Source organism: Dyella sp. BiH032, assembly GCF_031954525.1.
GTDB lineage: Bacteria > Pseudomonadota > Gammaproteobacteria > Xanthomonadales > Rhodanobacteraceae > Dyella_D.
This window is the reverse complement of the sequence record NZ_CP134868.1, coordinates 104128-124187: the sequence shown is the minus strand read 5'-3', so window position 1 is coordinate 124187 and position 20060 is coordinate 104128. Positions and strand designations below refer to the sequence as shown.

Below are 20060 nucleotides of genomic sequence, written 5' to 3'. Positions count from 1 at the left end.
CATGAATGAAGTTTGATCAGCCGTTGGCGTAGCGCCGCTGGCCGCCCTGCTGCTGCGGTTGGCGTCCGCCGGCATGGCTCTGGCTGTGGCCGCCATTGTTACCGCCCTTCGCGGCCTGCTGTTCGGTGTATGCCTGGGCAACCTGACGCACCAAGCGCTCGACGAGGACGGGGTCCTGCTTCAGGAACGCCGCCGTTTGGCGAACGAACATCGAGTGAACCTCGCCGAGATCGGTGTAGCTCACCTGCACAGTGCGGGGTTGGAAGTCCGCGCTCTTGCCCTTGCCCATCGAAAACTTGATGGTTCCCGCGTACTGACCCTCCTGACGTTCGGCGCTCAGCCACTTCTCGTTGTGGCCGGAGAGGAAGATCTTGTTGATGTGGCCATAGAGCAGCGAGCAGACGAGCTGCAGCTCGCTCGTGGTGAGCTGGAAGATCAGCTTGTCCTTCCAGTTGTAGTTCTTGTTCTGGCCCGTCGCGGCCTCGATCTGCACGGTTGGGGCAGACGCCTGAGTGGTCGTGACTTCGAAGCACAAGGCAGCGCGGCCGCCGTAGACGTGCTTGGACTCGTACACGCGCGGCTGGTCGGACGATGGTGGCGCGCGATCGCCAGCATCGTCACGGTAGTGGCCCTGCTGTTGTTCGCGACGCGGCGCAAACGGCTGCTCCGTCGACTGGGTTCGGTTGGGCGCACGCTGCTCTCCCGCGGCTGCATCCTGCGGGCGCTGCGACTGCCCCTGCGGGGGTCGCTGCGTCGCGCGCTGGGCATCGCCCTGGTTACCGCCGTGCGAAGTGTTCCCTGCACGCTCTTGCGTGCGTGGGGTCGGCGAGCGCGGCGCGCTCCCCTCCTCTGCACGTCGTGCCTGGCCAGTCGGTGCCCCCGGAGGTGGCATGGAACGGTTGTGGTTCGACAGGACGGGCGTCGACTGGGAGCGCTGGTCAGCGGCACCCTGCGCCGCCGCGTTGGCGGGGGCATTCGTCGGGATCCACGGTTGGTCGGAGCCGCCGGCGGCGTCGAGAAGCCACTGCGTGATGTCGCGCTTGGCGGTCCCGTCGTTGCGCAGAGCCATGGTCGTGACGTTGCGGACGCGGTCGGGTCCCTGAGCAATCAGGACGCGGAACGCCTGCTCGAACGTGGCGCGGTCGAAGCCGACCTTGCGCAGTGCCTCAAGAAAGCGAGTGGCGGTCACGTAGCGCGAGAGCCACTTCGAACCTTGCTCACCGCCATTGCAGGCGACCTTCACGACGTCGTCCAAGTGGTTGCCGACCGCCCGCTGCAGCGAAGCGAACCCGTGATCGCTCGCGATGGGCTGGAGGCCGAGTGCCGTGGCAGCGTTGTTGAAGGTGGTGAGATTGATCGAATCCATGCAGGCCTCGCCCGTTTTACCGTGTTCCAGAATTGCAGCATGTCGTCCCAAGATTTGCGACGGTTTCGCCTGCTATCCAATCCACGTATATCAGGCAGATTTGACGAGTCCAAACGTGGGCTCGGTTTCTGCATCTGCCCGTTTAGGGGGAATCGTCCACTCGCCGCCGTGCTGCAAGACCTCCGTGAACACCTCGCCGGTGTCCCGCTTGCGCAGCATGCAGATCGGGCTGCTGAGCACCGCAGTGACAACGCAATGGCCGTGGTCCGGATGGAAGTACTCGCCGCCGTCCTTGGGCCGGTGACCAGGCTCAATGATGCCGTGAAGCAGTCCGGTCGCGGCGCGCTTCTGAAGGGCCTGCGCTTGGGGTGTGAGTTCTACCGAAACGCGCGCACCGGTCGTGGCCATGTACTCACCCATCGCGCGGTCATGCCGCATCGTGATGGTACCGACGGCATCGGCCTCGATCAGCTTGCGAGCGCTGGCCACAGGCGCGAGGTCCGAGTCATAGAGATAGGGACTCGCGGTCCGGATGTCATTGACGCCCGGATGCCACTCGGGTTCACGAATGGTCCTCTCCAGCGTCTCATCATGGGGGTGGAAGAGCACTAGGCGCTGCATGGCGCGCGTGACGCCGACGAAGTAGAGCCGGCGCTCCTCCTCTTCATCGCTGTCCGGCTGCCCCGATGGGAAGACGCCGCGCGTTAGCCCCACCATCATCACCAGAGGCCATTCAAGCCCCTTGCTTCGGTGCAGGGTCGTCAGCGCCGCGTGGTCACCCTCCGGCGGCTTCTCTTCCTTGAGCGCGGCCATGGGTGTGAGGATCTCCATGAACGCGTCAACCGACCCTGCGCGCTCAGCGAGCTTCACGAAGGCATCCAGGTTGCCCAGCGACTCCTGCGCCTGCTCGGGAGTGGCTGCCGCGCGCTCGATCACTTCACGCATGCGCGTGTGGGCGATGTACGCCTTCACGATGGTCGCCGCCGGAGTGTTGGCCAGCGATCCGCCCGTCAGGAGGCGCAGCACGTCCGCGCGCTCGTCAAGCGCTTTCGCACCGCGCTGGTTCTCGGCCCGCATCGCGTTTGCCGCCTTGGCCAGGATCTGCGGAAGCCGGCCCCGCTCTGGACCTTCGAGATACGGCTCCATCTCGTCTGCGATGTCGGCCAGTACATCGAACGATACAAACGGGCTAGGTGTCGTTAGGAGGGAGAAGATGAAGTGTCCGCGATCATCCGGATCGATGATCCAATAGTTCGCGACCAGGCTCACCGCGCAGACGAGCGCAGCAATCTCAGGAAGGAACAGCAGCCCGACGCGGCCATAGACGTGGTACGGAATGCCGGCCTCGGCCAGCTCAATCTCATAGGGAACAAGGTGACTGAAGTTGCGCGCCAGCATTGCGGTTTCGCGGAGCCGTCCTGCGTTCGCGTACGCCGCGAGCAGCTCGACAACCCCGGAGTCTTTGCCGGGCTTCAGCGGCATGCGTTCAACGCGCGTCTGTGGATTCTCGTTGTGCGCGATAACGAGCCCGTCCGGGAGATCCTTGCCCAGAGTGATCGCGTTGTTGGCGAGCATGGCCACCTCGTGGCCAAAGCGAAACGTGCGACTCATCGGGTACTTCACGCACGGAGAGAAGACCTTTTCGAACTCCTTCGTCATCAGCGAGACTCGACTTCCCCTGAAGCCATAGATCGCCTGGCGACTGTCACCCACGCACACACATGACGCGCGGCTGCCTACCAGGCCCTTGACCATGTAGAAGCTAATCGCGTTGATGTCCTGAAACTCGTCGACGAGGATGTCGTCGTAGCGGTCAGCGAACATGTGCCACAGATCGGGATGATCTTCGAGGAAGCACATAGGCCGATAGATCAGGTCGTCGAAGAAGATGACGCCCCGTTGTGCCTGCTCGCGGACCAGCGCGTAGAACGCCTGCACGTAGGGCCGGCAATCATGGTTGAAGTTGCCGTTGTCGAAGACGGTTTCCGCGCTCTCAAGCTGCGCCTTCACCAGCGTGATGAACTGCTTGAACCCCTGGAACTCGGCCGGTGTGAAGAAGCCGCCCTTGCCAGCCTGCATCCACGCGGCTTTGAGGGCCTTGCGGGCGAACCCGTCTTCAGTCTTGCCTGAGGTCACCAACTTCTCGCGCGGTAACGCGCCACAGGCCACCAAACCCTTGAGGATGCGGTAGCCAACCGAGTGCAGGGTTTTGACTTCGGGGATCGCGCTGGCGTCGCCGATGGCGCGCTGAAGCCTCGCCTCGAAGCTCACCTGCGCGCTCTTGTTGAACATCAGGACCAGCATGGTCGAGGGATTGGAGCCCGTCTTGATCATGCGACGTAGCTTGGCCACCAAAACCGTCGTCTTGCCCGATCCGGGGCCAGCTTCGACCAGGGCGTGGCCATGCTGATGGCGGACCACTGCCTTCTGCTCTTCTGTCAGTTCCCTTTTTCCGCCACTGCTCACGGGCGCGTTCTCCATGCATAGAAAAGCGGCCGTACGCGCGGGGGCGCGACGGACGCGAAGGTCGTAAGGATTCTTGACCGTGCCTGCTGGACGTAAAAATTAGGCGGCGTTTGTGTCGCGGCCTGAGACGTCAGTGGACGGAAGGGATTGCCGTGGCAATCGCACCGTGACCCGGTGCTCGCCTTTGGCGGAAGCTCAGCAATGAACCCGGGGAGTTGGATTCATGGATCAGCGCCCGCGCTTCTGTCTCTCGGAGAGATGACGGCCGTGGGTCGCCGCTTTCGCGGCGCCCACGGGGTCAAGGGTGATGGGTTAGTGCGGCAGTTTGGCTGCCTTGAGGGCAACCTGGTTGAACTTCTGCCGGACAACCTGGCTAGTGTCTAACCCCGCATCGGACAGATTCAGTCCGGTGGGGATGAGGGCCCGTTCGGAACTCGAAACAGCAGGGCCACGGGATGAACGAGGAAGGAGCAACGGCGCATTGCCGTACCGCTTATCCTGCTCAATCATGGCGTGCACCCCCTTCTGAAGGGTCTTCCATACCGTCCTGAGTTCCATGTCCTACCTCGGGTAGCTGCCAGAGCTGCATCCATACGATACGGCTGCCACGGATGAACACGCCATCCGACGCCGGTTGCAGCTTGATAGTACCCGACTCGTCCACCGTTCCCAATCGGCTTAGGTAAATGTCGGTGTAGCGATCACTTCGACTGGTCGCTGCTCGGCCGTCATAGAGCCCGGTGATGGTTGTGCCGTCCTCGAGTCCCACGATGACCACCCGGGTGTCCCCAGAGTTCAGCGTTAGCCACGCGGCGTCCCACGCGTTCACGAAGCTCGGCAGCGGCTGGAGCCGATGCAGATCCCACGTGCCCTTACTGATGCGTCGTGCGAGCACGGCGATCAAGCGGAAGGGGAGCGAGACGAGGTTGTAGCGAATGCTGACAGCCGACACGAAACCGGCGACCGCCGGAATCACGAAGATCGTCAGACCCCAGGTGATCGGGGAACCGAGCAGAGCAAGCGCTAGCTCGTTTGCCGACTTAGTCTTGAGCAGTGAGGAAGGATCAAGCCCAGCCCATGCAAGTAGCACCCAACTGAGTGCAACCATGATGAGGCTGTGGACGAGCCACTGGACCACTGCGTTGTTGATGTCCTTGGGGTCATCTACGACGCTAAAACGCCGACGGCAACGCCCAAACACGTACCCGGGCGTGATGGTCAGAATGACCACCAAAAGGCCCTTGAGGGTGGTAAGGAACTCCATAGGTTTCTGTCTCCAATGCCGGCGGACCGGCTGTTTAGAAACCCACGGGCGCACCTTCCCCTTGGGGAGAGTGCTCCCCGTGGGGTGGTGGTGTAAGCGCAGCGGTTGCTGTGCCCGGTCTTGACGCGCTAGGCGCCGTTGGTGAGTCCGCGCCTGAAAGCGGCGAGGTCTCGTTCTCGTTGTTGGCACACTCGTTCGAACGCCGCCTCGAAGGCCTCCTTGTAGTGGCCAACGACGGTGAGGTTCAGGCAGCGATTTGGACCGCAGAAGATCCTAGCCATGAAACGAAGCTGCTGCTCACGCTCTGTCTTTAGCCACGCCAGGTATTCGCGACGGTCACCTGCGAAGTTCGCCGGGGGCGAGAACATTGCGTTCTCGCCCTCGGCGCCCGGTGCTGTGTCGATTCGCGAATAGTCCCGAATCATTACGCAGCCATCCGTTCAAGTGCTTCGATCGGCTGCCCCATTTCCCGAAGGACCTGGCGCAGCTTCATCTTCCACTGCAGGAAAATGGGCAGTCGCTTTGCAGCTTCCAAACCCATCACGCGCACGACGTCGTCCCAGTCGATGGACTTCGCGTCTTCAGGGATAGCGAACGGCGGGAGCAAACCCGTCGCACGCCGCCCTTCGTTGCGAGCCCGGTCAACCAGCTCGTACGTTGATACCTGCCCTGCCATGCCGCGGTCTCGGTCGCCAAACACAATTACGACTTTGGCCCAGTCGGGCAGAACAACGTTACGGAGCAGGCCGGCGTCCAGCGTCGACCACATCGGAATGCCAAGGTCACGGACCATGGCCCTTGCTGCATACGACGACTCCAGGCCCTCACCAATTCCCAGGACGGGAAACTGGAAAGTGTCCAGACGAACGGCGCAGCCGCTTGGTGCACGATCTGAGACATGGGTCTCCTGCTTACGTGCCTTGGGTACATCGGCCTTCCCTCGGCCGTCACGCTTGAGGTAGGTGCGATGGAGGGTTACGGGTCGGCCGTTGATGTCTTCCAGCAGTGCAACCTGCGCTGGAAACTTTCCGAGGTCGCCCACGGGCTGCGGATCCACATAGCGAAGGCTGGGGTGGAAACGGACGTTCTGGATGTCGGAGCAATCGGGCAGACCGCGCGACTCGATCCAGTTGCGCATCGGCTGAGAGCGGGGGTGCTTGGGGTCGAATGTCCCTTCCCACATCCAATTCAGACGATCGCGGACCTTAGCGTCGGCCCTTGCGATCTCCTCGGGGCTCGCCTCTGGACGCTCGACCTTCTTGACGTGATCCGCAACGAGCGAACCGCCGAGAAAGTCGATGACCATCTGCTTAGCTTCCATGAACGTGCAGCTGTGATACACCATGATCACGCGAAAGCCGTTGGCCATCGTGTTGTCGCAGGTGCAGATGCAGTGCCCAGTCTCCTCGAAGTCCTTGCCGATGCGGAAGTCCGGTTCGGACTTCTTCACCTGCACACGACCGTCGCCCAACACCTTCTTGGTCAGCTTCCCATCGCCATGATTGTTGATGGGGCACGCGACTTTCTTGCGCGGTCCGGCGTTGATGGCGTCCTGCATGCCGGGAATGATCCCCGCCAACACAGAGCCCCAACGACCCTTGAGGTTCCTCAGCAACTGCTCAGTGATTTCCTTCTCTCGCCGGTAGTTCTCTTCGCGCTTTCGCCGAATATCTGCTTCGCTCTGGTACATAGATTTTCCTAATGGGCCGCGCGCGAAGTTGCGTGCGCAAAGTGAGCCGTCTGTACAGCCTGGTGAACCGCAGCGCGGCGCAGACCGTTGGCATACCGGAAAGACGGGGAATCCGGATCGAGATGAATGGTGAGACCTTCGCAGCGAACCTCTGAGAGAGGCGCACCGAGCGGATCGCGTACGCTGACGACCATGTCGCAGAACACTGTTTCACTGGAGGCGAGTGCTTCCAACTTCTGCAGTGCGGCTCCAGAGCGCGCCCCGTGGAAGGGATCACTCAGGCTGCTGACGTAAGCGACCTCAATCACGTGACCGTCATTGGAAGCCCTTCGGGCGACCTGACAACGGTTGATCTTGAGATGGCTGGCCAGGCGCTGGAGCAGCATTTCAGCTTTGCCGTGGGCCTCGTTGAAGATGCTGGCTGCCGCTGCCCTGATGGCTTCGACCTTGTCGGGATGATTGGCCGGGTGGCCAGGCATTGCATCGCCACAGACACCCTCGATGTCGATGTCGCCGGACCAGTATTGGACGCGGGATTCTCGAAGGAGGGAAACGGCGGTGAGGCACCCCATCGCAGCCAATTGCTTGGCCAGGTGGAGCCGGGAGAACGAAGCGGTGGTGAAGCTCAGGCGAAACGGCGATCGCGAAGGATCGACGGTCAGGCTGTCGAGATGAATGCCAAAGGCGTCGAACAGCCGCAGTAGTGCGTCAGTCAGGGACTGATGGGACATGGGGAACTCCTATTAGGAGCGAACCAATGCCCGTGCGGGCGAATTGGCCCGCAGAGGGTGAGCGCCGATTGGCGCGAGTCGGGATGAGATCCGGCATTGCCAGATCGGGTGGTGCGGGTCGGACTGTGAGGCTCCGATTACCTTCTCGTGGCAGGCCACGTAAAGAACATGAGGAAGGGCAGCCCTTCCCGATGCGCTCTTGGTTCCATCATAAGAGCGAGTGCCGCTCCCCGATAGTCTGGGGAGCGGCCTTCGCAATCAGGCAGCCCGAAGCAAGCGCTGTCTGAGTAGTGCCATCAAAGTTAGCGGCAATTCGCCCACTTCCGTGATCGAAAGCCAGTGGTTAAAGAGCCCCTTTCCTGCGTCGGTGCCGATTCCGAGGCCGTAGACCTCGATACCGTCATTCTCGGCAGTCTCGATCGCCATCTGTGTGAGTTGGCGCGAATCCGGCTCACCGTCGGTGTTGACGATCAACACCATGCGGTCGCGACCGGTCTTGAGGAGCATGCGGTGTGCCAGCGTGATCCCCTCGTGCATCGGCGTTGAGTAGCCCGGCGCTGCAAGGTTGAACTGGTCCATGCAGTGCCTCGCCTTCTTACCGAACGGCTTGAGGATCTGGTTACCCGGAAAGGTGATCGCGCCACAATCGACGCCATCGATCCCGTCCAGGGCAACGCAACTCGCGTATAGCGCCTGCGAGCTGAGGACAATGCGCTGCTGGGTTTGCATTGAACCGGATATGTCCTCTGCAAACGCAACAGCGGTGTTGACCTCGATGACCTCCGAGAGGTGCTTGAAGATCCTTCCATCCCCTGTTCCCACGCGGGCAAGGTGGCGGTTGGAGATCTTGCGACCCTTCGTTTGGATGCTCGTATTGCGGTGTGCGTTCGCCTGCATTTCAGCCGTGAGCTTCATGCGGAGCGGACCTGTCACAGCCAACGCTTGGCCCATGTCGTACGGTTCAGGGGCGAGCTCGATGCCATCCGTCGAGGACGTGACATCGATCGTGAGCGCCTCACCGGTCATCTGCAGCGTTTCGCAGTCACCGTCGCCATCGTCCTCCACTTCAGCGATGATCTGCTTCAGCGCGGCTCGGATAACATCACCCTTGTCGCCGTATGCCTGGTCGATGTCCTGACCCTGCAAAACGGCTTCCATAGCGGCAATCTGGCCAGCCAGATCATCACCGGTACTCGGCTCCTGATCTTGGCCATCTTGCTGAGGGCGGTCACCATCGTCCTGATCGGACCCAGTTCGGCCATCGTCGCCGTCCGAAGACGGTTGCTGGCCATCCTGACTCTGGTCACCGTCATCGTCATCGCCGGCGTTTCCGGACTGCCCGGACTGGCCGGACGGACTGGGCTGCTGGCTCTGCTGCTGCTTTGCCTTCTCGATCTCATCCACCAGAAGGTCGCGAATTTGCCCTGAAAGGGCGTAGGCGTCCTCCGTATCGATGAGCGATCCAATACGCGGAAGGATCGCATCGAGACGTGTGAGGAGCGTGGCAGGAAACATCTCCTTGACCACTTCCTCTGCAGCAATGGCCGAACTTCCCAGGGAACGGGTCCCCCGGTGGTCGCACCATGCACGATGAGCAAGGTAGTTGGTGAACGCGGTGATGGGCGCGTCCGTTGGTTTGGAGTCAGCGTAGTGCCCTGTCACGAACATCGCGTGGTTGAGGGCGTCGAGGTACTTGCGAGCACCGCCGTACTTCCGGATGTGCTCATTCTCCTCTCGGACGTCTTCGATGATGCCAAGGATGCGGTAGGTCAGTGGATCGCCCTTCTGCGCCTTGCCCACCACCGAGAAATCAGAGTCCTCGATGTGCCCGAGTTCATGGTGGAGAAGGCCATAGGCCAACGTCAGCATGAGCACAAACGTATCCACGTCCGTTTCGTCCGCCGGTACGGGGAGGTCCATCAGGTAGATGGTCTCGCCATCCGTCGCACCGAGCTCGTGGCCGTGCTTGATGCGTACGTTCTTGCCCAACTCACCGACGAGTGTGTTGGCAAGGATGGGGAGCGAGCCGAGGACGGCGCGACAGGAGCGTTTCATGTCCTCGGGCCGCAGAGCGGCACCGAGGAACACGTCACGCAGATACTGCTTATGGTCTTGGATCTGCATGAGGGCTATCTCCTTACATGGTCATGGTCAAGCCACGGCGACGCGCCGGTGCGGACACAACAGGGGTGGTGGGGACCGGCTCGGCGACGGTGACGTCGTCGGTGGCCGGGATCGAGAGCTCAGGCTGGACGAACAGGTCGTCCTCTTGCTGCAAGTGGTCCTCGAGAGCCGCCTTGCCGTTGGCGAGGAGCTGGTGAGGATTTGCGAGCTGCTCCAGGACCGTGACGCACAAGAGCGTGTTGGCCATGTTGAGCGTGCCTTGCAGCGGCAGCTTGGTGAGCACCGCGGCCAGTGCGTCAGCAGCCGGAGCGATGTCGTCGTTGAGGAAAGCGAAAGCCTTCAGCTTCTTTACCAAGCCGCGAACGTTGTCGAGCTGGGACTGAAGCATGCGGGACTTACCGCGTACCTTTTCGAGCTGCTTGTCAGCCGCAGCGCTGATCGACTTCAGCATCTCGGGTAGAGCCTGATCCAACATGTCCTGGTAGTAGGCGTTGCCGGCACTGCCAGGGTTCTTCGGGTCAGGAGGCGCGAGCTGAAATATGCCGAGACCAAACTTGCAACGGTTCCGGATCTGCGTGTCGGTGGGACGCGACTGAGCGAGCATGAATGCCCAATCGGGGTACTTGTCTTCCTGAGCCTGATAGGCCTCGGGAAGACGCTCGATGAGCGTGTCGAGGGCGTCCTTGAAGTTCTGTTCGAACTCGGGAGCCTTCGCCATGAACTCTTCGTATTTCTCGTGCGTCACCGCAATGCCGCCGGCACCGCGGAAGGAGAAACCCTCCTCTTTCAAGAATCGCTCAATGGCCTTACGGACGCTCTCCATACCGGCGAGCTCTTTGGAGTCAATGAGGACCTTGCGGCCGTCGGATACCAGGGTCTTCGGAGGAAGTTTGTCTTGGTCAACGTCGGGCAGATCTTGCTCGCGTTGGACTTTGACGGTGCCGCTCCAGACCTGGAGGTTGCTATTGATGATGACGAGGTGGTTGGACGGAAGAGTCTGGTGGGTGGTGGGATTGATCATGGTAGGAACCTCTGGGATGCGCTTCCCTAGAAGAAATGGCATCCGGATGCGCGAGCCGGATGTGCCGGTCTCGGGACGAGGTTCTCCCCAACCGGGAGGAACGAGTCGTCCCGATGAGGGCAAAGGTGAAATGCAGGCTGTGACCTCCTGCGTAGGTTTCTGCAAGCGACGCTTGCGAAAAGTGATACCGCCACTGCTTGACGGTGCGCGCCGCGTGGGTGCGCACTGCGAAGGAGTGAGAGTTGGACAAAGGTGCCCGAAGGCACCTCTGTCTCGTTTGGTTAGATCGTCATGCGAAGGCCGGGTCGACGGTTGGCACCTTTTCCGCTCCCTACGCGCATCGGCCGTTTGAGGGCGCGAGTCACATAGAGGCGTTCGAGGATGTCGTCGGTCAGGTGCTTCGTGACGGTGGGTGCCGCCAGCAGATCGCCGATCCTCACCTGAGCGTTGGCTCCATTAGTGATCGTCGGCGTCGTGCCTGCGGTGAGCGCGAACAACAGGGCTACCGAGTCAGCGAACTGTCGGGGGGCCAGGCACGTCAGCTTGTGCCTTTGCGGCGTGTTGCTGTAGTGAACCTGGACTCCTCCGAGAATCCACTTCGCATCCGTGACATCTTTTCCGGCGGTGCTTCCTACGTCGATACCCAGGAGAGCCAAGCTCTCCCAGATTGCGTCGAAGTAAACGCCGGCGGCCGGGTCGGTTTCGGATCCCGTCAACGAGAAGGAGATTTGATCCTCTTTCGCGTCGTCGGTGTTGTGAACGTAGAAGCCGCGATCCAGGAGTTCTTGGACTTTGGCTTTAACGAACTCCGTTACCGAACCGGAGATGAGAGACGGCGGTGTCGTCTGGTTGCGCAGTTTGGCGAGGGTTGACCCCTCACCAACACTGACGCTTCCATCGGACTCCACTACCACGCGGGCAACGATAGGCTTGCTGTCGCCTTCAAGTCGAAGTTCGATCATGATGTTCCCTTAGCCCGTGGCGAGGTCGAAGAGCGCCTTGACGGTCTGCTGCTCAGCGTCGCTGAGGACAGCTGAGTAGACGGGCTTCAACGCATACATCGGCACGTTGAAACCGGGCTTCTCCAGGTAGGACATCATCTCGACCATTTCCAGCCAATCGATCAGGTTGCGACGGCCGAAATCAAGCGTCAGCCGGTGCGTCTTGCTGGTCTGATCGACGAAACCGGTATCTCCCTTTGCCTTGCGGAGGTGATCGGCGAACTTGGCGTACTGCGCTGCCACGTCGGGGTCGGTGTCCGGAAACATCGAGAGGATGAAGTCTTTCTCGCGTTCCTGGGTCGCGTGTTCCATCACGTGCTTGTAGAAGCGGTCCAGCACGGACACATTCTGCTGACGGGTACCTGCGTAGCCACCATCCCGATCCTCGATGAAGCGCGAGTTGCAGGTGGCGAAAACGCAGAAGCCTCGCTTAGCCACGATAACGTCGCCGGACTCCGGAATGGTGTAAGTGCCGTTGTCGATGAGTTCGTTCAACGCAGCCAGTTCGCCTGGCTGGGATAGATCGATCTCTTCGATGCAGCACGGATAGCCACCTTCGGCAGCCAGCCACAGCGTCCCGGGCTCCGCGACGATGTCACCGCCGACCAGCGTTCGCTGATAGAGGGCGTCACCAGCAGTCATGCTCGGACCCCAGCTGATCTTGGGACAGGGGATGCCCTGTCGCGCAAGTCGCTGCTGGATGTACGTCGTCTTGCCGACGCCTTTGGGACCCATAAGAAGGATACCGCGGCGTGGCTGGGACGGCAGACGCTCCCACTCCCGATTCATCACGATGTTGATGAGCCGGTCAAGCTCAAGATCATCGAAAACGTAGCGGTCGTTGATGGGACTGAGGTGCTTATGCTCCTTCGTGCCAGCGTAGACGTAGCAGGCTTGGTCGGCGTACTGCGGCATACCAAGCGTGCCCAGGTCACTGGTCGTGATCTGGTACGTGCGGCCTTCGGTGTTGGCGGCGAAAAGTTCCGGGAAGTCGTTCTGCTGTGCCTGCAGTGCTGCGGGCGAGAGAGCGAGGTTGGCAAGGGCGTGGTTGTACATAGTTCTCTCCAGAGATTTAGAAAGGAGAGATCACGCCCTGGGGAGGAGTGATCTCCCCGGTGGGGTTGTCAGGCAGCGAGTGCTGCCCGCGATGGGTGACCGAACACGCGGTCGATGATGCGTTGGATGCCCGAGTCGAGCGGATCGACGTTGAGCTGAGGTTGCGGCAAGCGGACTTCCGTGCGGGCGTCTTCTGGGTCGAAGCCAAGGGCATCGGCACATTCGACGAACGACAGCGGGGTCTGCTGATCGGAGAGGATCCATTCGATTGCGTCGTGGTCACCAGATTCGGCGGCCAGGATGGCTTCGCGGAGCACCTGTGCGTGGGGCAGTTCTGCTCCGTACGCGTTGGCGATCCAGCGCTTGGCCATGCTACGAAGGATGTCCGGGTCCTGCTGGCCAACGTCGATGAATTCGCCCGAATCGGGATCCTTCATCTCCATGTTGAACAGCCGGCAGCACTCCTCGAACGAGAACGTGGCACCAGGTTCGTTGCGAAACATCCAGGCGATGATTTCAGCAGCGCGAGTGGACTTCTTCTCACACATGGCCTTGAGCGATTCCATCGATTCCTTGAGCAGAATCGAATGCAGGCGGTACATGCCCTGCTCACTCCAGTCGAGCGCGTTGCTGGATTCTTCCTTGGTCGCGTGTGGACGGTAGGCGATCTTCCGAGGCGTGGCGCGGCACTTCAGTTTCAGGCTGTACTGCTTTCCCTTAATGCGACGCTGCTTCGGAGCTGCCTTGCGTTGGCGCTTCTGTTTGCCGCCTTCGCTGGCGAACAATAGGAGCTGATGGACTTCGATGCGGTGCTGCTCGGTCGGGGTTTCTTCCAGACGATGAGCGGCGACGATGCGGCGTGCACGGACGAGAACGGGCGTGCGAAGCCGCGCAACCACGTGGGTCGCGAACTTAAACATGGGTGGATCTCCTCTGGCTGCAAGAACGGCCGAGAGGAGTCCCGGAGCGGGAACTCAGCCCGGCCGGGTGGGGTTACGTTGGAAGGATTCCAACGTGCTGACTGTGACCCTCAGCGGGGGTATCACCTGCGAGGCAGGTAGAAAACGAACCGAAGCAGCCAGAGGAGGGTTGCCCGGTGTGCAAATTATTACCACAGGGAGGTCGTGTCGGCAATGGATCACGTGTCCCGTTTAGACGGCAGCCAAACGGCCGCTATGCTCAACAGTTGCCCTTCACGGAGGAACAGAAAACATGCCGCGTCACGTAACGATCCCTGCTCCCGAGGGATTCCCTCTCTTTGGCTGGACCGAAGAGAAGGTTAAGGAGTACATCATCGAGAAGCCGCTTGACGTTGGTGAGGTCATGACGATTCTGAGCACCCATGGGGGCATAACTCACTACAGGCTCGCGCGGGTCGAGGCAGTCAATGTCGGCAAGCAGCGGCGCGTCGTGCTCTCGCGAGCGGGCAGCAGTGGGGGTACGGCCTTTCATCGCTCGGGCAAGAATTGCTTCATGCCGACCGGACAGTCGCGGATGCTCCCTCCCCTCGCGGAACTGCCGGAGCTGAATCTCGAACAGGACGTCATCTTGGACGCGCTGTACGGCGTCCCTGGGCGCCCGCGGGCACCAGGGAAGGAATAGGGGTCCAAAGAAAGAGAAGTGGCGAGCTGGCCCCGGACGGAGGTCAGCTCGGCACTGGTAGATCGGTGAGTGCCCGGCGTCGTAGACACGACGCCGGGCGATGTGGTGGTGGATCAGGCAGCCCGACGGTAGTGGTTGGAGAGGAATCCCTCCATGTAACCAAGACCTTCGAAGCCAACCCAGATCTTCGGATGGTCCTTCCAGAGCTGGTACGCCATGGCCAGGTGACACAGGATCGAAACGCATTCGTCGTCCTGCGGCGTCAGACGGACGCTGTAGCCGCCGTAGGCGCACGGGGTGAGGACACGTTCCCGCTTGAGCTGGGAGAAGTACTCCGAGCCCGCGATAGCCTCCTCTGCGCCGTACAGTGTCAGCAGCGAATGCATCAGCGGCACCAGTGCGTCGTAGTGAGCGACAGGGCGTTGCAACAGGCGGCGGTAGCGCTTGATGTAGCTTTCTGCCGACACGTATCCGCTGCTTCCCATGTTGCCGATGTGGATCATGCCGCCTTCGGCATCCCACGATGCCTTGGTGATCTGCTCGATGATGTCGTCCACGCTGCCGAAGGCCCTAAGGCCCCAGGATCGCGCACGAACCTCACGAGTACGACCGTCCGTGCCCCGCTTCATCGTCGTGCAGTTGGAATCGCCCGATTCGACAATCGCGAGGTACAGGTGATCGCGGATGCCAGCCGGGACCGTGATACCGGCGGTGCTCTGAAGTGCGCTCATGTCGAGTGACAGGGCGACGTGCTTGTATTCGATGTGAATGCTCACAGTGAAGACTCCTCGATGAGAAATCCGCGCGCACGCCCCCTAGCGGGAGTTCGTGCCCGCGGAGGGTTGGTTAAATTGCAGGGTTGTTAGAACAACTGAGCCATTGTCGGGGACGGATTGGCCGCGTCCAAACGTGCGGCAAACTCGGCGTGGACGATGGCAGAGAAGTTCTGGTACTGGGACAGCACCGCCAGGCCTACCACGTCCGCGAGTAGGTCCTCACGGTCGTCGCTTAGCTTAGGGATCACCGCTGCCCAGTGACTCTTGTTGAACTCGTCGCATTCCGGCTTCGCACCGCGGTGGCTGAGCCATTCGCGTGTGCGCTCCGAGTCGCGAACGAACTCGTCCCTGTAGAACACGTCCATGGTCAGGGGTTGGATGAGATCCAACGCCGCCTGACCTTGGATGGCGTCTGCAAGAAGCTTGCGGTGCATAGGAATGTAGTCCTCCGGCTTGATGACCTCACCGGACTCGCCATTGCCCACGCGTAGGTGTCCGCGAACCGTACCCACGCTCCGATAGCAGGCATGTCGGATCTGGTGACTGTCACTACCGGCAGCTCGGAACTCCCAACGTGATTGTCCGTTGGACTCGATCTTGGAGAAGGTCAGGTAGACCACGTTGTCGCCATAGCCAATGGACTCGGCGTGATACGGCCAGTACTTCTCGATAGTCGATTTAGCGGGCAGCAGGTCGAATTTCAGGACCACGGTGCTGCGTTCAATGGAGATCATGGGTACGTCCTCAGGTTAATGACCGTTGGACTTCGCACCGGAGGGCGTGAAGCCCTCGGGCGGGTGGGTGAATCCGGCTGTGAGCCCCGGAGATGGCTACCTGCAATGCAGGTGGTGAAAGGTCTTCCTGACGGGCCCGGCGCGCAGACCGGTCAGGAAAACCTCTCGTGACGAGAGGTGTGCCAAGAAGGCAAAAGGAGGTGGCCAGGTCATTCGCAGACTGGCATTTCCTCAGGGATACCGGCCTGTTCATCGTAGAAGGCCATCCAGTTGTGAACGGCAGCCTCCGCGTGATGCAGTGCTTCGGTGTCGGAGCCATATGGCCCATGGGTGTACGCAGGGTCGAACGACGCGCGCCCCTTCTCGCGGGCGACCACGGCCATGTAGGTGGCGATGGTTTGCTCGCTGCCCGAGATAGGCTTCAGGGTGGTCTCGGTGGTTACCTCCCATTTGCCGTCACTGGTGGTGATCCAGTGACCATGCTTGTAGGTGGTGGTGTGCATCTTAAGTCTCCTTCGCGAAGCCGGGTGCGACGTCGTGTCGACACCGGACAACGCTTGTGGGAAGGTGATGCGGCGGGTAGGCTCCTCTGCCCCGCATGGAGGCAAACAACCTTGGAACGTCTGAACAACGGACGCATTCACCTCGACGACGCCGAATGGCGGATCGTGAAGGCGTTCGCTCGGCCATGGATTGGCCAAGCAACCACCGCTCTCGAACTTAACGAGTGTTTGGTGGAGGCCCGCAGCAGGCTTTCGCCTGAGCTGCGGGTCGACCACGCCATCGCACTCGGTCTACTCGAACAGTTCGTCTCCGAAGCCAACGAATCACTGCTTACGGGAACTTGTTAGGCCCGGTTGAACTTGGACTTTGCATTTCTCGTAGAGCTCAGGGCATGCGGCCATGATCTTCGGTGACCCTTCCATGATCAGCATGATGCGCTTGGCCATGCGGATGTCACTGGTGGCCACGTCGATCAGGATCTCGATGCCCTTCTTGACGTCGTCGTGATCTCCGAAGATCACCTTGATTAGCGCCTCCGCCAGTTTGCGGCTGATGGCGCCTTCGTCCCACAGCTCTTGCTGACGCACAGGACGTCGGTTGATGTCTTTCATGGTGCATTCCTCAGGCGACGGTCCCCTCCCGACGGGAAGGGTTTCCCGTCAGGGGTGGTAGTGGTCGCCTATCAGCTCTGGGAGAGCGTCGAGGAACGGTTCGATTTGCTGCGCGGCTTGTACTTTCCGTACGCAGCGCGACGGACCAGTTCCTCCTCGGCTTTATCGAGGAGGTGAGCTGCCTCACGGTACGACGGAGTTTCGCCACGGAGGACGGTGATCACTTCTTCCAGGCCGGCGCGGCGCTGGAGCAAGTCGTCCTGGTCCATGGACTGGAACGAAGCAAGATCGAAGTCGAGATTGATGGACATGTGCGTTTCCTTCCCGATGTGCCGATCGGGTGCAAGAAGAGCGCTCCCCGTGGCACGGCGGGGAGGTATGACACCCGCCAGAAAACGAACACGACCGATCCCGACGGGAAGGCGTATGCGTTCCCGGCGGGAGAAAGGATGAGAAGCCCAGCGGAATGCCGGACTGCTTAGGGGTGATCAGAGATCACTGGAAGAAGATCGAATGGGAATCCATTCTGGGGATCTGTCTCGAGGACAGAAGCGGCCGTTCAGGCGGGCCTCGTCACCTTGAGTGGTGTGAACACACACTCGGGAAATTCATCGGCGCTACGCCGTGTGTTGAACCGTAGCGACCGCGCATTTCTGTGTCAACTGGAACGTAGGGCGCCGGCAACGGCCGCTGTGAGAAGCCGGCGGAGTTGGTTCGGATCATCGTTTGGGTGATGCTCCACCAGTCCGACAACGCCCGGCAGCGACTTCATGCGCGGGTGGGTAATCGCCTTGGACGCCAGGTAGTCTGGGTCCTTATCGAGGCCCATAGTCTCCACGATGATGCGCTTACCGCGCGGCAGCCAGAGCACGAAGTCGGGATGGCAACTCGTGCCGTCGGGGAGCACCTCGGGGAAAAGCGGTTTCTGCAGCTGGACCTCGACGTTGAAGGTGTCCGGCTTCACCCAGTAGGTCAGCTGCGAAAGGAGGATCTCGGCGGTTTCCCTTTCCAGTCCACTATCGACGGCAAGGAGAACGGATTTGCTCAGGCAAGGGTGCGCATAGGCGTTGACCAGGCTGAAGGCCTTCTCACCGCGCGGCTGCGCAATCTGGGCGATCACCCAGAACGGTCCCGCGTTCCCCTTGGTGTAGCCGGGGCGCTTCACGTCGCCACGCACATTCACCGTGGCCACCCGATCCTCGCTCGTTCCACGCCACAGGAGTTGAGTCTCGTTGGGACTGACCTTTTCGATCTCGTGCACGATGCCGACGAACAGACCTTGCGGGCGCGTCCCGCTCGGAAAGCGTCCCGAGATCGCCGGCATGTTCTGCATGAGCTTCGAGAGCCCCGGCAGGAACGTGCAGCCCACGTCGCGTAGCTTCAGCCTGGGTGCCACGGCCTGGTCGAGCAGAGCGTCGAGTCCCGCGTAGGCGTTCTTCGTCTTGCTCTGGGCGTGATGGCCCTTGCGGGTGATGACGTCGGAGGGCAGCACCGTGGTGTAGCCCACGTCCGTCAGCGCCGTGAAGAGGAGGCGCGCGATCGCAGGCACATTGGACGCGGGACTGCGAGGCGCCTGGGAAGGCGCAGCAGGAGCGCTTTGGGAGACATCCTGCGCCACCTGGTTGAGCAGGAGCCAGCGGCCTTGCCAGGGTTTCATGACTCCGTCGACGCCGTCGGATGCGGGACGCTCCGACTCGGTGATCTCCACCCAGAACGGACAGGCTTCGGCGTGCGGCGTCGCGCCGTGTCGCCAGATGTGGATCTGCCCATCGCGCAGACGTGGCGCCATGAGCGGAGGTGGGTCCACCTCCGATGGGCGGCACCCGCACGCGATCCAGTGCTGCTGGTCTCGAAGGTCCATCAGGCCCTTGGTCGCACGCTGACGATCCGTCTCGCTGGGAGACGGATGATTGCCAAAGCATCGGACGAGCGCGGCCGCCAGTGCGGACTCGATGTCGCCGAGGATGTGAGAGCGGTCGTGTAAGCGCAACTTGGTCATGGAGACCTCGTCAAATGGCCTGGTTCGAGGACGCGCATCAAGCATGCCCTCGAAAAAGGCCACTCAAAAGAGTGGCGAAAGGAACGATACAACTGGTTGTAGGGTGGTTGGAGTGGGTGTCCAGATTTATCGGCAAGTATTTCCAGCCTTATGGGCGAGAAATACAGGCTTTTAGGTTGAGCGGGAACGCGGTGGCCGGACGTGCAGGCCATCGCGAATCTGCTTGGAACACCACAGGTGGAAATCGCACATGGTCGTGCAAGGGGTGCAGTAGGAGTCCAGGCTACGGCGAGCGAATCGCTTTCGACGGATGTCGTCTGCAATCCACAGGCGCGACTGGATGTACTCCTCCACCTGCTCCGGCGTACGCGCCGGGACGAGGTGCATCGGTGCGACGACCGGGCCTTCCGCGTCCTTTTTCTGCGGCACCGGCCGCTTCACAGCATTGAGGAATCCGACCTTGTCGATGCTCGCAATCCCCAAGGATTCCTTGTGGGCGTCGAGAACCAACTGCTGACCCGTGAGCTGGCCAGAGTTCAGGGCGAATAGCTCCGTGGAGTCCTGGGACGGAGTTTTTACGTCCAGGATCACCACTTCACCGTCGGGGGTCATCACAACGAGATCGAGGATCGCGGTGTAGACGACATTCCGAGGAAGCCGCACGCGCAACTCACGTTGCACAAGTGGCATGCCCTGAAGGTCGACCATCACCTCGAGCCCGGAGACCTTCCACCATTCGACGAAACGCGAGAGCAGAAGCTCCCCCGTCGCGAGAATGTCGTCGTGGCCCTTCCAGCGTGTGCTGAAGTCGACAACGCGGGTGGCCGCCCATTCCTTGTACGCGCTGACGAAGATCGCATTGGCGTCCACGGAGAGTCCGTAGAGGTCAGCGATGACGAAGGCGGAAACGGCCTGATCAAATGCGGAGCCGAACCCAAGGTTCACGGAACTCGTCACGGATTCGAGACGGTCACGGTAACGGTACGCATAGGCGGCGCCGCACTTCTCCATCAGGGTCGATGAGGAGTGGGACAGGTAGACATCGAACTCAGCCGAACCAGGTGGCCGAGCCGATGCTACCGACGCTTGTGAAACGACTGCGGTAGTCATGGTTG

General features: G+C 61.1%; 20 protein-coding genes. 2 read left to right on the top strand and 18 right to left on the bottom strand.

Translation table 11 applies throughout. The features are described from left to right. Nucleotides 1-16: 16 nt before the first annotated feature. The 11 genes from RKE25_RS22720 to RKE25_RS22670 all read right to left on the bottom strand — a co-directional run bounded on the left by RKE25_RS22720 (nucleotide 17) and on the right by RKE25_RS22670 (nucleotide 13639). Nucleotides 17-1366: a hypothetical protein gene (locus RKE25_RS22720; RefSeq protein WP_311842486.1), complete on the bottom strand. Its 1350-nt coding sequence runs from the start codon at nucleotides 1364-1366 to the stop codon at nucleotides 17-19. A gap of 90 nt (nucleotides 1367-1456) precedes the next feature. Beyond that, nucleotides 1457-3832: an ATP-dependent helicase gene (locus RKE25_RS22715; protein WP_311842485.1), complete on the bottom strand. Its 2376-nt coding sequence runs from the start codon at nucleotides 3830-3832 to the stop codon at nucleotides 1457-1459. Between the two features lie 502 nt (nucleotides 3833-4334). Continuing rightward, nucleotides 4335-5096: a DUF6338 family protein gene (locus RKE25_RS22710; RefSeq protein WP_311842484.1), complete on the bottom strand. Its 762-nt coding sequence runs from the start codon at nucleotides 5094-5096 to the stop codon at nucleotides 4335-4337. A 128-nt stretch (nucleotides 5097-5224) separates the two neighbouring features. Next, entirely contained in the window at nucleotides 5225-5521 is a 297-nt protein-coding gene (locus tag RKE25_RS22705; RefSeq protein WP_311842483.1) for a hypothetical protein, read from the bottom strand. Then, on the bottom strand, nucleotides 5521-6786 hold the full coding sequence (locus RKE25_RS22700; protein WP_311842482.1) for a toprim domain-containing protein: 1266 nt from the start codon (nucleotides 6784-6786) through the stop codon (nucleotides 5521-5523). Before RKE25_RS22700 ends, RKE25_RS22705 begins: the two co-directional genes overlap by 1 nt. A gap of 8 nt (nucleotides 6787-6794) precedes the next feature. Continuing rightward, complete coding sequence (locus RKE25_RS22695) at nucleotides 6795-7517, bottom strand: hypothetical protein (RefSeq protein WP_311842481.1); 723 nt, start codon at nucleotides 7515-7517, stop codon at nucleotides 6795-6797. Nucleotides 7518-7775: 258 nt separating this feature from the next. Beyond that, complete coding sequence (locus RKE25_RS22690) at nucleotides 7776-9641, bottom strand: hypothetical protein (protein ID WP_311842480.1); 1866 nt, start codon at nucleotides 9639-9641, stop codon at nucleotides 7776-7778. Nucleotides 9642-9654: 13 nt separating this feature from the next. Further along, a complete protein-coding gene (locus RKE25_RS22685) occupies nucleotides 9655-10662 on the bottom strand; it encodes a DUF3150 domain-containing protein (RefSeq protein ID WP_311842479.1) in 1008 nt (335 codons plus the stop codon). 281 nt (nucleotides 10663-10943) lie between these two features. Next, entirely contained in the window at nucleotides 10944-11624 is a 681-nt protein-coding gene (locus tag RKE25_RS22680; protein WP_311842478.1) for a hypothetical protein, read from the bottom strand. Between the two features lie 9 nt (nucleotides 11625-11633). After that, the gene (locus RKE25_RS22675) at nucleotides 11634-12719 is read right to left on the bottom strand and encodes an AAA family ATPase (protein ID WP_311842477.1); all 1086 of its coding nucleotides are present in this window, start codon (nucleotides 12717-12719) and stop codon (nucleotides 11634-11636) included. 68 nt (nucleotides 12720-12787) lie between these two features. After that, a complete protein-coding gene (locus RKE25_RS22670) occupies nucleotides 12788-13639 on the bottom strand; it encodes a hypothetical protein (protein ID WP_311842476.1) in 852 nt (283 codons plus the stop codon). A 292-nt stretch (nucleotides 13640-13931) separates the two neighbouring features. On the opposite strand from RKE25_RS22670, the gene RKE25_RS22665 reads away from it, so the two are divergent. Further along, a complete protein-coding gene (locus RKE25_RS22665; RefSeq protein ID WP_311842475.1) occupies nucleotides 13932-14321 on the top strand; it encodes a hypothetical protein in 390 nt (129 codons plus the stop codon). A gap of 113 nt (nucleotides 14322-14434) precedes the next feature. Here RKE25_RS22665 and RKE25_RS22660 read toward each other — a convergent pair whose 3' ends face one another. The 3 genes from RKE25_RS22660 to RKE25_RS22650 all read right to left on the bottom strand — a co-directional run bounded on the left by RKE25_RS22660 (nucleotide 14435) and on the right by RKE25_RS22650 (nucleotide 16334). Further along, nucleotides 14435-15097, bottom strand: a complete 663-nt coding sequence (locus tag RKE25_RS22660) for a hypothetical protein (protein ID WP_311842474.1) — start codon at nucleotides 15095-15097, stop codon at nucleotides 14435-14437. A gap of 86 nt (nucleotides 15098-15183) precedes the next feature. Further along, complete coding sequence (locus tag RKE25_RS22655; RefSeq protein ID WP_311842473.1) at nucleotides 15184-15831, bottom strand: hypothetical protein; 648 nt, start codon at nucleotides 15829-15831, stop codon at nucleotides 15184-15186. 209 nt (nucleotides 15832-16040) lie between these two features. Then, nucleotides 16041-16334 carry a hypothetical protein gene (locus RKE25_RS22650; protein ID WP_311842472.1) on the bottom strand — a complete coding sequence of 98 codons (294 nt, stop codon included), beginning with the start codon at nucleotides 16332-16334 and terminating at the stop codon, nucleotides 16041-16043. Nucleotides 16335-16445: 111 nt separating this feature from the next. Here RKE25_RS22650 and RKE25_RS22645 point away from each other — a divergent pair, with 111 nt between their 5' ends. Further along, nucleotides 16446-16682, top strand: a complete 237-nt coding sequence (locus RKE25_RS22645; protein WP_311842471.1) for a hypothetical protein — start codon at nucleotides 16446-16448, stop codon at nucleotides 16680-16682. On the opposite strand, the gene RKE25_RS22640 is transcribed toward RKE25_RS22645, so the two are convergent. From RKE25_RS22640 to RKE25_RS22625, 4 genes are all read right to left on the bottom strand, one after another. Beyond that, nucleotides 16659-16946 (bottom strand): hypothetical protein, encoded by a 288-nt coding sequence (locus RKE25_RS22640; protein ID WP_311842470.1) that lies wholly within the window; start codon nucleotides 16944-16946, stop codon nucleotides 16659-16661. The two genes, RKE25_RS22645 and RKE25_RS22640, sit on opposite strands and share 24 nt — an antisense overlap. Before the next feature lie 71 nt (nucleotides 16947-17017). Further along, the gene (locus tag RKE25_RS22635; RefSeq protein ID WP_311842469.1) at nucleotides 17018-17257 is read right to left on the bottom strand and encodes a hypothetical protein; all 240 of its coding nucleotides are present in this window, start codon (nucleotides 17255-17257) and stop codon (nucleotides 17018-17020) included. A gap of 347 nt (nucleotides 17258-17604) precedes the next feature. Continuing rightward, nucleotides 17605-18945 (bottom strand): hypothetical protein, encoded by a 1341-nt coding sequence (locus RKE25_RS22630; protein ID WP_311842468.1) that lies wholly within the window; start codon nucleotides 18943-18945, stop codon nucleotides 17605-17607. A 171-nt stretch (nucleotides 18946-19116) separates the two neighbouring features. Further along, on the bottom strand, nucleotides 19117-20055 hold the full coding sequence (locus RKE25_RS22625; RefSeq protein ID WP_311842467.1) for a PD-(D/E)XK nuclease family protein: 939 nt from the start codon (nucleotides 20053-20055) through the stop codon (nucleotides 19117-19119). Between the last annotated feature and the right edge of the window lie 5 nt (nucleotides 20056-20060).